A 14,398-nucleotide genomic window follows, 5' to 3' on the forward strand; every position below is an offset into this window, starting at 1 on the left:
ATGAAAAATGAAAAGATATTAGAAGTGAAAAATTTAAAACAATACTTTAAAGTAGATAGAAATACTATAATTAAAGCCGTTGATAATATATCTTTTGATATTTATAAAGGAGAAATATTTGGTTTGATTGGTGAATCAGGATCAGGTAAATCAACTACGGGTAGAAGTATTATCAATATGTATAAACAGACAAGTGGAGAAGTCTATTATAGGGAAAAGCTTATTTCAGATCCTAAAGTTTATAAGATAGAGCGAAAATTAATAAATAAAAATATGCAAATTATATTTCAAGATTCAACTTCCTCTTTAAATTCAAGGATGACGGTAAAAGAAATTATTGAGGAACCTCTTATAATTCAAAAACTGTATAAAAAGAAAGAAGAGCGATTAGAGAAGGTTCATAAGTTAATGGATTTAGTTGGTCTAGATAAAAGCTATAAGGACAAGTACCCCTATGAATGTTCAGGGGGACAGAGGCAACGTATAGGAATTGCAAGGGCCCTTAGCCTTGATCCTGACTTCATTATTGCCGATGAACCTATTGCATCTTTAGATATTTCAATGCAAGCTCAGATTATTAATTTATTTAAGAAACTTCAAAAAGATAAGGATCTTACATGTTTATTTATTTCACATGATTTAGCAATGGTAAGGTATGTCTGTAATAGAGTAGCAGTTATGTATCATGGCAAAATTGTTGAACTTGCTGAAACTAAGGAACTATATGAAAATCCTATTCATCCTTATACCAAAGCACTATTTTCATCAATACTTGTTCCAAATCCAAGCTGCGAAGGGAAGCCACCTTGTGTTAAGTATAATGCAGCTATTGATAACTTCGTAAAAGAAGAAGATCAGTTGTTTGAAGTGTCAAAAGGTCACTTTGTTTATGGCCGCGACTCCTATATTACGCAAAACTTTAGCAATGGTTAGTGTTTTATAATGTGTTTTTTTAGATTTAATTTTAAATATTTACTTTAATAAAGTTCCTGTTACTAATTCATCTTCAAACACAAAAAGCCACTATTTATAGAAGATAACTAAAGTACTGGTACAACTATGAGGTGCACTGAAACATCAATTTAATTAATAAATATTTATAATTACCTTCAATTATTTTATAGATATCTAATATAGTATTGAGTACTCTTCTTATTAATTAAAAAAATAGTTAATACAACTTGAAAGCATATTCTAGAGTTTTCCACCTTTTTCTACAAATTTTGAAGGAGAATTATAGGCGATTACTGAATTATAATAAATAGAATGGTTTAGAAGTAATAATGGAGTTGCGTTAGATGACGTTTACAATGAGTGCTGATTTAAATGTTCTGTTTAGGATTAATATGAGGTACCCGAATAATAAGTTACTCAGCCGGTAAACACAAGGATATACAGATTGCTTATGATGTCTTTTTAAAAGTTAACTGTAACTTGAGTAATATAAATATATTTTATACTGATAGGGAAAATGAGCTTAGAAACATTCAACATAAAAATATCTCTTAGCAAAAATGGGTGCCCTTATGATAACGCTGTTGCAGAAGCAACATATAAAATAATAAAAACTGAACTTGCATATAATAGGGTGTTTAGTAGCTTTGAAGAATTAGAAATGGAGTTATTTAATTATGTGAATTGGTATAATAATCATAGAATACATAGATCATTAAACTACATGACACCTGTAGAATATAAATCAAAGATGTCCGAATAAAATTTGTTTTAAAAAGTATTGAAAATTCAGTATTTTAGTTATATTAATCGAATATATGGTGAGGATGAAATAGATAATGCCGTAATGATTAATGGTTATAAAATTTAGTATAGCCTATCTAAGTTTCCCAGAATGCTGATTGCTTTTTTTAGTATTTCTAGTGCGTCCTGTGTGTCCCTTAGTTCTTTGCGTAGTCTTGCATTTTCTTTTGAGTCATCACTTTGGTAATTACCAGATCCTCTAGTAGGTACTTCTCCATTGTTAGCTCTGGCTTCTTTTGTCCACGTGCATAATGTTGCTTTGCTTGTTCCTAAATTCTTTGCACAAGCTGTTAATCCTAAATCCTTATGATCTAAATAATACCTTACGGCATCCTCTTTAAACTCTTTTGTAAACTGTCTACTCATGTTAAATCCCTCCATCTTCCTTTATCTTTATTATATATTCTATTTTGGAATTTTTCACTTTCAACTTGTACTATTTATATTCTAGCACCACTTTCTAAATTTTCTTATAGTATCTAAGATTTTATTTGTAATTGAAACACCCATAGATTTGGATAAATCAAATCTATGGGTGTTTTTTTTATGCTAGTAGATAACACATAAACAAAACTATAGCTAGTGATTGTGGAATATTTAAGGGGATAATTCAAAGAACAATAGTAATTCTTTTAGAGGCAAGTTTTGCAAAGAAACACAGACGATTTAGAGAAAAAGGATGACAGACTTCAAATCTTTATACATTGGCATACCTTTTTCAAAATAATGAGGATGGGTGTAAAAAAGAGATTAAGGAAGAAGTAGTAAAGAATAAAGAAAAGCAAAAATTAGATGACTATGAAGAAATAGAAATAGTAAGTTTTTTAGATTATAAAACAAGTAATCAGAGCATGATTAAAACTAGTAATGATTATGTAATGTTAGAGGCAATAATGAAGCAATTAATGATATAACAGAATTAAATTATAAAAAATATATAATGAGGCGCTTTATGAAAATTTATGCTGTGAAAATTTTAGATATTAGCGAAGAAAAGTTGGATAAGTTATGTTTACTAATTGATTCATAGAAAAAATATAAGATTAAGAAATTTATTAATAAAAAGGATTAAATTACGGCATTAATTTCGGAAATATTGATAAGAACGATAATAATTGAAACCAAAGGTAATTTTGTTCTAAGGTTCATCGCATTATTTACAACGTCTTTAGTACTAGAATAAAGCCTAAATCTTTATTTAGGATAAACAGAAGTGATATGTGACTGGTTTCTAAATTTATATAAATAACCAAAGTAACGATTTAAATTTGCACGTATCAACTATTTTTAAATTCTACAATTGACTATAATTATAAGTTATTTTATGGAGGATAATATGAATATTGTTGAGAATAGGTGTAATATTCAATTGCTAGATTTTTTACAGAAAATGATGAAGATAAATTAAATAATGGAAAGTATGGAGCATTAACACATGCATTGGCAATAATAAAGTATGAAAGTAAAACTCTTTTAGCTTTTAATATATGGAGAAAACAATGGGAGTTGCCTACTGGATGTATAGAACAAGGTGAGAATTAAAAACAATGTATTTTGAGGGAAGTATTGGAAGAAACTTCACAGGAGTTAAATAATATCAAACTATGTGTTATAGTAAAGATTTTTGTAAAATCTGAAAATAGAGTGGAGTATGGAGCAGTATGGTTAGGAAAAATCTATAATGTCAAGCCCTTTCAGATAAATGATGAGATGGATAAAATTTGCTTTTGGCATTTAAAATGTGATATAGGATACATAGATGGTATTGATAGAAAGTTAATTGATATTTTATTATAAAGAACATATTTTATGAATGCTAATTTTAAAAAAATTATGCAATATTTATCACAAACTTCATGTAATGGTGTTTCAATAACTGAGTTAAAGATATCAATATGAAAAATTTCAGTAAGCAAGTTAAAAAACCTACGAGCTGTTTAAGTTAACTATTAATAAACATAATTACATTCATCCTGCAAATTGATAATTCAAGTGGATATATTTATGTTTCCATATTAGAGCTATATAAAAGCATAGATGCTAGAAAATAAGTTAAACGAAGATTTGTGAAATTATGTAAGCAATTAAAAGTAACATATAGATAGGAGGTTACAAATGTATAAAGAAATTATTTGGAACTTTGATGGAACACTTTTTGATACATATCCTAATATGGTTTATGCATTTCAAAGAGCTTTAAAAGATGATGGAATTGAAGAAAATGATGAAGAAATTTTATCACATATGAAAGTGTCAATAACACATACGATTGATTTTTATAAGACAAAACACAAAATAAGTGATGAAATGATAATGAGATTTTGTAATTATGAAAAAGAAACTAATGAGGAGCTTATAAAACCATTTTTAAATGTTAAAGAAATTTGTAGAGATATATATTATTCAGGAAAAAGAAACTATTTATTTACCCATAGAGGAAAATCAGCATTAGGATATCTAAAGTATCACAATTTATATGGATATTTCAATGATTTTATCACTTCAGATGATGGATTTAGAAAGAAACCTAATCCAGAAGCGATTTTACACCTTGTTAAAAAATATAAAATTAAAACAGATGAAATATTAATGATAGGGGACAGAGATATTGATATTATTGCAGCACGTAACGCAGGAGTTAAATCATGTCTATTTGATCCTGATTCGACTCAAAATATTGATATTGCTGATTATAGTGTAAAATCAATTGAACAACTTTACCAAATGATTGAGTTATAATTTAGTTGCGAATAAGGCAATAAGAGAGGATTGACCTGGTCAAGCAAAATTGTAACACTAAGTTCAATTGATTTTTAAACATAGCTTATTGAATAAATATAGTATTAGTCAAAGTATTTATTGGAGTATGCGAAAACTTCAATAGATAATGTTTTTGGGTTTTTACGAGCATTGAAATAAGATAGCTATGTGTTATGCTCAAATCTAATAAATTTATATAATAGGGGTGAAAAATATGACATGGCCAACACATATAGTTGCTGCTGGTGGATACGTTTTTGATAAGAATGGTAATATTCTTATTGTTAAAACAAAAAATAGAGGATGGGATTGTACTGGAGGTCAAATTGAAATAGGTGAAAATATTGAAGAAGGTGTTTTACGAGAAATTTTTGAGGAGAGTGGTGTTAAAGCATCTGTTAGATGTTTGGTAGGAATATATTCAAATGTAGGAAAAGAGATTTTTTATGACGGGATCACACAAGTTCCTACAAAGGTTATATTTGATTTCGGATTGCTCCCCCTATTATGGACATTTTCTAACGAATGCTAACTAATTCATAGATTCCCTTATAAATTGATTTGGACTTATATAGTTTAAGCTCTCATGGATTCTTTCTTCATTATAGAACTTTATATATTCATCAATAAGTCTGTAGCCATCGGTGAAGTTTTTAATCTCATTCCAAGTTATACATTCCTTAGAAAGTAAAGAATGAAAAGATTCTATATGTGCATTATAGTAAGGATTAAAATATGAATATAAAGTTAATACAAATGTGTTAATTGGTAAGCTTAAGAACACATTAATTACTATGATATCTATAAATAATCCTTGGAAGCGTTCACGCATGTTAAAACATATTGAAGAAGAAATCCAAAGAAATGTTATTCCTATTAGACCTGATAGATCATTTGAAAGAAAAGAAAATAAATCTACTCAAATGGTAAATAGAATGAATAAAAAAGAGCTCTATAAAAATACACTTATATGTCTATTTGGAAGAATCCTCATTAGGGTTAGTGAGGGTTTATTTGTCATATTTAAAATTATGAATTTAGCTTTATTAATAATAGTAACTTTGGGAAAAATCCATGGTTTTCCATAGGCTTTTCTATCAAGTGATTCTTAGACTTAGGTGGAGTTTGATTATAAGGAATACATCTCTCCATCTGAGTCTTAGAAGAAATTATCCAGGGGCGTAGCAGCCGTCATCCCACACCTTGAAGAGGATAGGGGTGTTACGGATGGTAGCCATCGGATAAAACCACTTTTTGTAAAAATATTGATGACTAGCTTTATGACATTGACCCGAAGGGATAGAATATAGGCAATTAGGGACTATGAAACATAACATTTGCGATGTCTTAGCTCATAGAATGAAAGGCAGAAAAATGAGCTTGTCTATTAATGGAGCAGACAACTTATCTAAAATCCTAGCAGAAAAGTTTAGCAATAGATTATTTAGTACCTTGGATAAAATCTATAAAAACATTATACCTAATGACGTTATAGATACTGTAATTCGTGAAATACCTTTATCCGCTTCCGCGGTTACTTTGGGAAGAAAGGTAATACAAAAATTGTGTGGATTAAAGGGATTTGGAGATCTTGGTTACAATTAGAAATAAAAATGGGTAGGGTGAATTATAAATAAGCCATGTGAAATAATGGATGGTAAGTTAAATAAAATAGTTGCCAATTTTTACTTGACCCAAACAGTTTATTTATGTAAAGTAAAAGTATGCTGTAATTGGTATTATATTCAGCAATTCTTTAAGTTTACATTTTTAGAATGCCATTACATGATATCTCCTAGCTCTATAAGATTTTTAGTGAAGTTCCTATAATTATTAATTATTGACAACGAGCTGTAGTGCATATAGCAACTAAGTTTTAACATTAAATTTTGTCTCTTGAGCACAGAGAAAAGAATGAATGCTTTTATGAAAGAATCAAAATTCAACGTATTTTTTAAAGATGAAGATGATAGTAAATTTGTATTATTTAACTCTCAGACTACTGCGTTATGTATTATAAACCCGATAGAAATGAATACATTTAAGAATTTAAAATCAAAAGGTTTCCAAATGCATAATAATCATGTAGAAAAAGATTTTATCTCAGAATTGCAAAAAGGCGGTTTTTTAATTGATGATAATAGTAATGAAATTGAAACACTTAAATATTTACAAAAGGTTTCTCAATTTTCAACTGATTCATTAAGTTTAACTATTGCTCCAACTATGGGTTGCAACTTTGGATGCAAATATTGTTATCAAGGAGACCATAACTCTTTTTCTAAAATGAGTCTAGAAATACAAAATCAATTAATTAACTATGTTAAGAATCGTATGCCAAAAATTAGTTCTTTAGATGTAACATGGTATGGTGGAGAACCCTTATTAGCTATGGACATTATTGAGCATCTTTCTTTAGAATTTTTACAATTATGTTCTGAGAATAATGTTACTTATAATGCATCTATTATCACAAATGGATATTACTTGACTAAAGATATAGCTAGTAAATTTAATAGTCTTAAGATAAATTTTGCTCAAGTTACATTGGATGGAGATAAAGAATATCATGATAATAAGAGAACTTTAAAAAATGGTTCTGGTACTTTTGATAAAATAATTTCAAACTTAATTGACATAAAAGAAGTATTTCATAATATTTCTATCATAATAAACACTGATATCTATAATAAGGACCATGTAGTGGAAATAATTGATATACTAAAACGTAATGATTTATTAGATATAGCTGTTCCATATCTAGGCTATATAGAACCAACTAATGATTTCTATGAATCTAATAACTGTCTATCTCCAGAAGAATTTTCTAATATTAATAATAACTTTTTTAATGAACTATCTAAAAATATAACTATAGATTTAATGGATTTATATCCTCATCCTAAATTAAACTCATGTTTAGCCGATTCTAATACTGGATATGTTATTGATCCATTAGGTAATATATTTAAATGTTGGTGTGATATAGGATTTGATGAATATTCTGTGGGAAATATAAATACTGGTGTGAAAAAATATGATAGAATTATAGATTATTTCAATTATAATGTATTCGCTGATGATAATTGTAGGAACTGTAACATTTCTCCTTTATGTCTTGGCGGATGTCCTCGCAAAAGGGTTGATAATAAAGAAAATCATTGTGATATTATTAAATATTCTCTGAAAGAAAAACTATCAAATATAGTTAAATTTAAAAATATAGAGATAAAAAGCTTAGAGTTTTACTCGGCTAAATAATTATTATACAATTAAAGAAATTTTTCTTTAAAATATATTATATGAGGAGTGATTTTATGCAATATCTAGTAGAAGGACAACCTCTCTCTGCTTCTGGCGACTGTTCCTGTTGGGTAAACATTCAGTCAAAGTGTGTTTTATGTAATGCTAAAGGATGTGGAAGTAATTCTGGGGGTTCAGTTAATGAACCTTGTCCTAGTCATTGCTATGGAAAAACCTGTTATCCAAGAGCAGATCCAGCAAAAATAAAAAAACTTTACTAAACAATTATTATATAATTAAAGAAAAATCTAAAATAATATATATATATTATTTTAGATTTTTAATATATTTGTTGAGAGGGATTTATAATGTTTAAATTTATTATGAATTACATAAAGTTACACAAATTAAAATTTTTCTTATATTTATTAATAACATCATTTTTAATTATGTTAGGATTAATATCTCCATACTTAGAAAGTATATTCATAGATGGATTAATATATACCCCTAATTATAATTTTTTATTTAAAATAACAGTAACAATTTTAGTAGTAAGTTTAGTAAGTACAATCTTTGCGTATTTTCAAAACATATTATTATTGGAACTAAACACTAAAATTTCTTTTCAATTATCTAATGATATAATAAACCACTTAAAAAAGGTTAGTGTCTTATACCTCGAACAATATGACTCTGCTTATTTAAGTAATAGAATAAATACTGACTGTAATACCATAATACCTTTTTTTTTATCAAATGTTATCAAGATATTTAGCAACTTATTTATAATGTTGTTCTGTTTTATATGGCTAACTGTTCATTATGGTCTGTCTTTAATATTGTTAATTTCTTGTATCTTGCCCATGTATATATTATTGTATATTTCCTTAAAAAAGCCTTTATACAACAGAAATTTAGATTTACTAGAAAAACAAAGTGGATTTTTTGCTACTCTTAATAGGATATTTAGAAATCTTAAAAATATAAAAACTAAAGTTTTATTTACTGAGACTGAAGATTTATATAAAAGTAGTTTCTCTTCATTATTTAAATCAATAATCTCATTTAATAAAATTTCATATGTATTTTTTTCATTAAATAATCTTTGCAACTCTTTTCTTCATATACTTATAATTATATTTGTCGGTATAAAAATAATTAAAGGTGAAGTAACACTCGGTGAATTTACTCTTATTAGCTCTTATTCTAGTATGATAGTCTCTTCAATAAACTATTATTTATCATTAGGGGAAGATTATCAAGTTTCTAAAGCTTCCTATTTAAGATTGAAGGAATTTATTAATATTGACATTGAAATAAATGATATTGAAATAATTAATTCAATAGATAATATTACTATCACAGATTTAAGTTTCTTTTATAATGCTGATGAAAATTTAATAAATAAATTTTCATATACCTTTAAAAAAGGATTTACATATGCGTTAACAGGATGTAACGGTGCTGGTAAAAGTACTTTAATTGATTTAATATTGGGTGTATTAAATGAAAACTATTCTGGGGATATATGCTATAACGGTGTTAACATAAAATCTTTAGATATGTATACTATTCGTAAAAACTTAACGTTTATTGTTGAACAAGATCCATATTTGAGTATGGACACAATATATAATAATTTAACTTCTAATATTAAAACAATTAATTGTGATAGCATTAATTATCTTCTACAAGTTTTCCATTTACAAAAAGCAATTGATTCTTTTCCAAATGGAATTGAAACTATTATAAATGATAATATAAAAAATTTATCTGGAGGTGAAAGACAGAAAATTTCCATTATTAATTCAATATTAAGTCAAGCAGACTTAATTATATTAGATGAGCCTACTTCTGCTTTAGATATATCCAGTTCAACTAATTTAAAAAGCATTTTAAATCAATTAAAATTTAACAAAATAATTATTATAGTATCTCATGATGAAGATTTTTACAATATATGTGATTATATAATTAAACTTTAATTTTAAGGAGTTATCTATGAATAGAAAAAACAAGATTTTAATATTTGTTTTTGCAATACTTATTCCATTATTCCATGAAAGTGCTCATTGGTTAGGATATTATATAGATGGAATATCTGCTACATTTAAATATGGAATAACTTATACGTATGGTGGGAAAAAAGGTTTCTATGGAGTTTTATTTGGACCCTTATTAAATTTTTTTTTATCAGTTATAGCCTTTTTTATTTCTTATATTGATAAACAAAATAGAACTTATTGGTATATCATTTCTTTAACTTCAAGTATTAGCCGTTTCTTTAATTGCGTACTGATTTTATTTATGTCATTATTTAATAAGAACGTGATTTTATTAAATGATGAAGGAAAAATTTCAGAATTGTTTAGGTTACCTTCTTACTCTCTATATATAGTTTCGATAATAGTATACATATTACTTTTTGCAATAATATGTATACATATTGAGGATAATAAACTTTTTAAAGAAATTACATTTAGAATATTTATATATACATTTTTTATTTCACTTATTATAATTTGTTATCAATTTTTATTGGCCTAAACCAAAATGATATAGGAAGAAAATCTTCTTCGTAAATGCTTTGCAGTATAATAACTAAAGCACGTTGAACTATTTTATTTTCTAAAACAAGAATGCCAGTGGCCTCGTTTTATCATTTCGTGCTTTAGGTATATAGAAAGATTGTCACTTTGTTCCCATCAACTACCTCGTGGGTCAATAAAACGGTTAAAAAGGTTTTATTATTGGCTTTATAAAACCTATAAGTTTAAATAAAGCACCATTAATGAAATTAGGTATTATTAAGATAGATGAAGAAAATCATATATGTATTATACATATTATTTCAGATGGAACCTCTGTAGATTTATTGTTAAATGAATTCTGTGCAGCTTATAAGGGTGAGAATGTACAAGATGTAAAAGTTCAATATAAATATTTCGTTGTTTGGCAAAAGAATTTGTTAAGTAATGAAAATATGAAAGATAAAGAAAAATATTGGTTAGGCGATTTTAAAGAATTCATACCTAAAGTAGTTTTACTTACAGATAGAATTAAGGATTTAAGTAAACCTTATAATGGAGATAGTATAGTATATAAGTTATCTGATGAAATTGTAATAAAAATGAAAAAAGTTGTTGCAGTTGAAGGTATAACTATGCATAATTTAGTATTTGCTGATTACTCTTTATTATTGAATATATATTCAGAACAAAAAGATATAGAAGACCTTAAAAAGTTTTTAAAAGCCAAGTTACCTGAATATATGATACCAACTTATTTTATTATATTAGCTTTTGAAACGGACTATCCAAGAGGGGAGATTCAAAGCTTTAAAGGTGATGTAATGGAATTTAGTGTTGGAGAAGAGTTATATAAATCTTTAGTAAATACAACCTAAAAAACACATACAACTATGCATATGATATTGTTTTCAGCATATAGTGATCTACTTGTCATGTATACAAATCAAGATGATTTAATTATTGGAATACCGGTAGTTGGAAGAAATCATAAAGATTTAGAAGATATAATTGGAATGCTTGTAAATACATTACCAATAAGACGTTATCCAAACCCAAATAAATACTTTAGTGATTTTTTACATGAAAATAAGAATAATTTATTAGATTTCTATAATTATCAAGATGCAAATATTAGTACATTGATAGATAAATTAGGGGTAAAGAAATAGATAAATAGAAGTACTATGGTAGGGACAATATAGATAGGCTATACTAAATGGGACAAGTAAATTCCGAACAATGGTATAATATAAATATATATCATGGGGAGGAATTTAAATGGCAAAGCATTATGAAGAAGCATTTAAAAAGCAAATAGTAGCTTTATATAATAATGGAAAGACATTAGCAGATATTAATAAGGAATATGGAATAGCTAAATTTACAGTTAAAACATGGATTGAAAGGTATAATACTTCAGGTTCATTTGATGTTAATGATAATAGAACTGAGGAAGAAATAGAATTAATTAAATTAAGAAAACAAGTAAAACAGCTTGAAATGGAAAATGATATTTAAAAGCAGGCAGCATTAATACTAGGCAGAAAGTAGATCTAATTATCTCAAATAGAGATAAATACAGTATTAATGCAATGTGTAAACTTCTTAAGATCCCAAGAAGTCTTGTATACTATCACCTTAAAAACAGAGGAAATACAGATAAGATTTCTGAAGAAGAAGTAAAATTAGAGAATATGGTAATTAAGCTATTTATAGAAAGTAGAAATAATTATGGTTCTAGAAAAATAAGAAAACAATTACAAAGATAAGGGGTAATTGCATCAAGAAGAAAGATATCACAAATTATGGAGAAATATTCTCTAGTATCTAGTTATACTGTAGCCCAATACAAAGTTCATAGAAAAGGATGTAATGAAGATAATATCCCAAATACAGTCAATAGAGAATTTAAAGATAGAGAAAAATTAGAAGTTGTGGTAAGTGACCTTACTTATGTAAGGGTCAATAAAAAATGGTCATATATATGCACATTACTTGATTTGTATAATAGAGAAATCATAGGCTTCAGTGCTGGACCTAAAAAGGATGCCAATTTATTATACCAAGCTTTTCTAAATTATAAATATCCTTTAACAGATATAAAGATATTTCACACCGATAGGGGTAATGAATTTAAGAACAAAACTATAGATGAGGTTATAAACATCTTTGAAATAGAAAGGTCTTTAAGCAACAAAGGTTGCCCTTATGATAATGCAGCAGCAGAAAGCTTGTTTAATACAATAAAAACAGAATTTGCAAAAGAAAGGGATTTTGATAACATTAATATATTGAGATTAGAGTTTGGAGGTTATATAAATTGGTATAATAACCATAGATTGCATGGTTCTCTGAATTATTTAACACCAATGGAATATAAGGAGAAAATGAGGTTAGAAGTACAGTAGTTTGAGAATAAAGTTCCCTATGAATTTGTAACTACATAAGAAGATTGCATTTGGTTCTGTCGAGGGCGAGCGTAGCGAGTGCATTTACCCTTGAGCGAATCAAAGAAGCAATCTTACAATTACAAATAAATTCATAGGAATTCAAATATATTGTTCGGAAAAAAGTTGTCCAAAAAGGTGTTGACATATCAAATGAAGAATTAAACATTTTTACATATTTCATTATATTGTGTGTAAAAACACTAATTATATTCCAATACATAAAAAAATCATGTTAATTGAAAAGTTAACTTCCGTTTTTATTTGTAAACAGAAGTTAGTTTTGCAAGGTGTTTGATATAATTAAATTAATTGATATTTGTCCTGAGCATATTAGGAGGAGTAATTATGTCAAATAATAAGTTATGCAAAGGAAAACACCTTAGAATAGAAGATCGCTTTATAATTGAATATGGGTTAGATCAAAATTACACTTTAAAAGAAATTGCTGAAAGAGTTAAGAAGGACCCAACTACTATCTCTAAGGAGATTAAGCGAAATAGATTTCTTAAAGCAAATAAGCTAAAAGAAAACGATCTACAATCATGCCAACACCGAAGAAGTTGTACTAAGACAAACTTGTGTACTAGTAACTGTGGCAAGCAGTGTAAGAAATGTAGATTTATAAACTGTTACAGGACTTGTAATGAATATTCAATCAAGAAGTGCTCTAAACTTAACCGATACCCGTATGTTTGCAACAGTTGTAGCACAGTTACTACGTGTACCGGTGAAAAGAGCTATTATAAAGCTAAAGTTGTAGATACACAGTATAAAGAACTTTTAGCATTCTCTAGAGAAGGACTTAATATAACTTCAAAAGAACTAAAAAATATGGATGAAGTAATATCACCACTTATTTTAAAAGGACAATCAATATCTCATATTTTCACTCATCATAAAGATGAAATAAATTGTTGTGAAAGAACGTTATACTATTATTTTGATAAAAATGCTTTTACAGCAAGAAACATTGATTTGCCTAGAAAAGTGAAATATAAACCTAGAAAGAAATCTACACCTCCTGTAATTAGAGAATCTACTGATAGAATTGGCAGAACCTTTGATGACTTTGTTAAGTTTATTGAGGATAATCCTAATATTCCTGTAGTAGAGATGGATACTGTCCACGGCACACGAAGTGGCAAAGTTCTCTTAACATTCTTTTTTAGAAATTGTTCATTAATGTTAGCATTTCTCATTGATAGTTGTAGTCAATTATCTGTAAAAGAAGTCATAGACACTCTGTATGAGGTGTTAGGCCATGAAATATTTAATCGTAGCTTTCCTATTATTCTAACGGATAACGGCTCCGAATTTAAAAAACCTGAAGGTTTAGAATTAGATGCTGAGGGAAATCAAAGAACTAAAATATTCTATTGTAACCCTATGGCTTCTTATCAGAAGCCGCACGTAGAAAAGAATCATGAATACATAAGGTATATAATACCTAAAGGAAAATCTTTTAGTAATCGTACTCAAGAAGATATTACCTTAATGATAAATCATATTAATAGTACAGCAAGAGCCAGTTTAAACGGAAACACACCATTCAAACTAGCCCAAATGTTATTAGATGATTCGTTACTAGAGAAGCTATCTTTAGAACATATCCCAGCAGATGAAGTACATTTAAAACCTGCACTTTTTTAAAAA

At 27.4% G+C, this 14,398-nt stretch carries 17 protein-coding genes and 1 pseudogene; 16 read left to right on the forward strand and 2 right to left on the reverse strand.

Annotated elements, in window-relative coordinates:
* Positions 1–933 (forward strand): ATP-binding cassette domain-containing protein, encoded by a 933-nt coding sequence (locus tag DY168_RS05715; RefSeq protein WP_115640888.1) that lies wholly within the window; start codon positions 1–3, stop codon positions 931–933.
* Positions 934–1,471: 538 nt separating this feature from the next.
* Entirely contained in the window at positions 1,472–1,717 is a 246-nt protein-coding gene (locus DY168_RS05720; protein WP_115640889.1) for an IS3 family transposase, read from the forward strand.
* A gap of 104 nt (positions 1,718–1,821) precedes the next feature.
* Here the strand turns inward: DY168_RS05720 and DY168_RS05725 are convergent, their stop codons facing one another.
* The gene (locus tag DY168_RS05725; protein WP_115640890.1) at positions 1,822–2,124 is read right to left on the reverse strand and encodes a transposase; all 303 of its coding nucleotides are present in this window, start codon (positions 2,122–2,124) and stop codon (positions 1,822–1,824) included.
* Between the two features lie 338 nt (positions 2,125–2,462).
* On the opposite strand from DY168_RS05725, the gene DY168_RS05730 reads away from it, so the two are divergent.
* The 4 genes from DY168_RS05730 (at position 2,463) to DY168_RS05745 (ending at position 5,050) form a co-directional block, all read left to right on the forward strand.
* On the forward strand, positions 2,463–2,672 hold the full coding sequence (locus tag DY168_RS05730) for a hypothetical protein (RefSeq protein WP_115640891.1): 210 nt from the start codon (positions 2,463–2,465) through the stop codon (positions 2,670–2,672).
* Between the two features lie 652 nt (positions 2,673–3,324).
* A complete protein-coding gene (locus DY168_RS05735) occupies positions 3,325–3,555 on the forward strand; it encodes a hypothetical protein (protein ID WP_115640892.1) in 231 nt (76 codons plus the stop codon).
* Between the two features lie 318 nt (positions 3,556–3,873).
* On the forward strand, positions 3,874–4,497 hold the full coding sequence (locus DY168_RS05740) for an HAD-IA family hydrolase (RefSeq protein WP_115640893.1): 624 nt from the start codon (positions 3,874–3,876) through the stop codon (positions 4,495–4,497).
* 235 nt (positions 4,498–4,732) lie between these two features.
* Positions 4,733–5,050, forward strand: coding sequence for an NUDIX domain-containing protein (locus DY168_RS05745; RefSeq protein WP_115640894.1), 318 nt, complete (start codon positions 4,733–4,735; stop codon positions 5,048–5,050).
* Here the strand turns inward: DY168_RS05745 and DY168_RS15240 are convergent, their stop codons facing one another.
* Positions 5,051–5,350 carry an integrase core domain-containing protein gene (locus DY168_RS15240; protein WP_115640895.1) on the reverse strand — a complete coding sequence of 100 codons (300 nt, stop codon included), beginning with the start codon at positions 5,348–5,350 and terminating at the stop codon, positions 5,051–5,053.
* On the opposite strand from DY168_RS15240, the gene DY168_RS05755 reads away from it, so the two are divergent.
* The 10 genes and pseudogenes from DY168_RS05755 to DY168_RS05800 all read left to right on the forward strand — a co-directional run bounded on the left by DY168_RS05755 (position 5,349) and on the right by DY168_RS05800 (position 14,395).
* Positions 5,349–5,606 (forward strand): hypothetical protein, encoded by a 258-nt coding sequence (locus DY168_RS05755; RefSeq protein WP_115640896.1) that lies wholly within the window; start codon positions 5,349–5,351, stop codon positions 5,604–5,606. The two genes, DY168_RS15240 and DY168_RS05755, sit on opposite strands and share 2 nt — an antisense overlap.
* Positions 5,607–5,841: 235 nt before the next feature.
* A complete protein-coding gene (locus DY168_RS05760; RefSeq protein ID WP_147291414.1) occupies positions 5,842–6,123 on the forward strand; it encodes a hypothetical protein in 282 nt (93 codons plus the stop codon).
* 321 nt (positions 6,124–6,444) lie between these two features.
* Positions 6,445–7,779: a radical SAM/SPASM domain-containing protein gene (locus tag DY168_RS05765; protein ID WP_172556280.1), complete on the forward strand. Its 1,335-nt coding sequence runs from the start codon at positions 6,445–6,447 to the stop codon at positions 7,777–7,779.
* A 56-nt stretch (positions 7,780–7,835) separates the two neighbouring features.
* Positions 7,836–8,042 (forward strand): hypothetical protein, encoded by a 207-nt coding sequence (locus DY168_RS05770; protein ID WP_115640899.1) that lies wholly within the window; start codon positions 7,836–7,838, stop codon positions 8,040–8,042.
* A gap of 102 nt (positions 8,043–8,144) precedes the next feature.
* Positions 8,145–9,749 carry an ATP-binding cassette domain-containing protein gene (locus DY168_RS05775; protein ID WP_278286368.1) on the forward strand — a complete coding sequence of 535 codons (1,605 nt, stop codon included), beginning with the start codon at positions 8,145–8,147 and terminating at the stop codon, positions 9,747–9,749.
* Positions 9,750–9,765: 16 nt separating this feature from the next.
* Positions 9,766–10,311, forward strand: a complete 546-nt coding sequence (locus DY168_RS05780; RefSeq protein ID WP_115640901.1) for a hypothetical protein — start codon at positions 9,766–9,768, stop codon at positions 10,309–10,311.
* Between the two features lie 220 nt (positions 10,312–10,531).
* Complete coding sequence (locus DY168_RS05785) at positions 10,532–11,170, forward strand: condensation domain-containing protein (RefSeq protein ID WP_278286369.1); 639 nt, start codon at positions 10,532–10,534, stop codon at positions 11,168–11,170.
* 15 nt (positions 11,171–11,185) lie between these two features.
* A complete protein-coding gene (locus DY168_RS05790) occupies positions 11,186–11,464 on the forward strand; it encodes a condensation domain-containing protein (RefSeq protein ID WP_115640903.1) in 279 nt (92 codons plus the stop codon).
* Positions 11,465–11,573: 109 nt separating this feature from the next.
* Positions 11,574–12,703 (forward strand): annotated as a pseudogene (locus DY168_RS05795) (IS3 family transposase).
* Positions 12,704–13,090: 387 nt separating this feature from the next.
* A complete protein-coding gene (locus tag DY168_RS05800) occupies positions 13,091–14,395 on the forward strand; it encodes an IS30 family transposase (RefSeq protein ID WP_115640904.1) in 1,305 nt (434 codons plus the stop codon).
* The last annotated feature ends 3 nt before the right edge of the window (positions 14,396–14,398 follow it).

The organism is Clostridium putrefaciens (assembly GCF_900461105.1).
Taxonomy (GTDB): Bacteria; Bacillota; Clostridia; order Clostridiales; family Clostridiaceae; genus Clostridium_L; species Clostridium_L putrefaciens.

Bases quoted from the DNA above. Each gene is read 5' to 3' on its own strand.
- DY168_RS05715 (WP_115640888.1), top strand. From the start codon at position 1: ATGAAAAATGAAAAGATATTAGAAGTGAAAAATTTAAAACAATACTTT.
- DY168_RS05720 (WP_115640889.1), top strand. From the start codon at position 1,472: ATGAGCTTAGAAACATTCAACATAAAAATATCTCTTAGCAAAAATGGG.
- DY168_RS05725 (WP_115640890.1), bottom strand. From the start codon at position 2,124: ATGAGTAGACAGTTTACAAAAGAGTTTAAAGAGGATGCCGTAAGGTAT.
- DY168_RS05740 (WP_115640893.1), top strand. From the start codon at position 3,874: ATGTATAAAGAAATTATTTGGAACTTTGATGGAACACTTTTTGATACA.
- DY168_RS05745 (WP_115640894.1), top strand. From the start codon at position 4,733: ATGACATGGCCAACACATATAGTTGCTGCTGGTGGATACGTTTTTGAT.
- DY168_RS05755 (WP_115640896.1), top strand. From the start codon at position 5,349: ATGTTAAAACATATTGAAGAAGAAATCCAAAGAAATGTTATTCCTATT.
- DY168_RS15240 (WP_115640895.1), bottom strand. From the start codon at position 5,350: ATGCGTGAACGCTTCCAAGGATTATTTATAGATATCATAGTAATTAAT.
- DY168_RS05760 (WP_147291414.1), top strand. From the start codon at position 5,842: ATGAAACATAACATTTGCGATGTCTTAGCTCATAGAATGAAAGGCAGA.
- DY168_RS05765 (WP_172556280.1), top strand. From the start codon at position 6,445: ATGAAAGAATCAAAATTCAACGTATTTTTTAAAGATGAAGATGATAGT.
- DY168_RS05770 (WP_115640899.1), top strand. From the start codon at position 7,836: ATGCAATATCTAGTAGAAGGACAACCTCTCTCTGCTTCTGGCGACTGT.
- DY168_RS05775 (WP_278286368.1), top strand. From the start codon at position 8,145: ATGAATTACATAAAGTTACACAAATTAAAATTTTTCTTATATTTATTA.
- DY168_RS05780 (WP_115640901.1), top strand. From the start codon at position 9,766: ATGAATAGAAAAAACAAGATTTTAATATTTGTTTTTGCAATACTTATT.
- DY168_RS05790 (WP_115640903.1), top strand. From the start codon at position 11,186: ATGCATATGATATTGTTTTCAGCATATAGTGATCTACTTGTCATGTAT.
- DY168_RS05800 (WP_115640904.1), top strand. From the start codon at position 13,091: ATGTCAAATAATAAGTTATGCAAAGGAAAACACCTTAGAATAGAAGAT.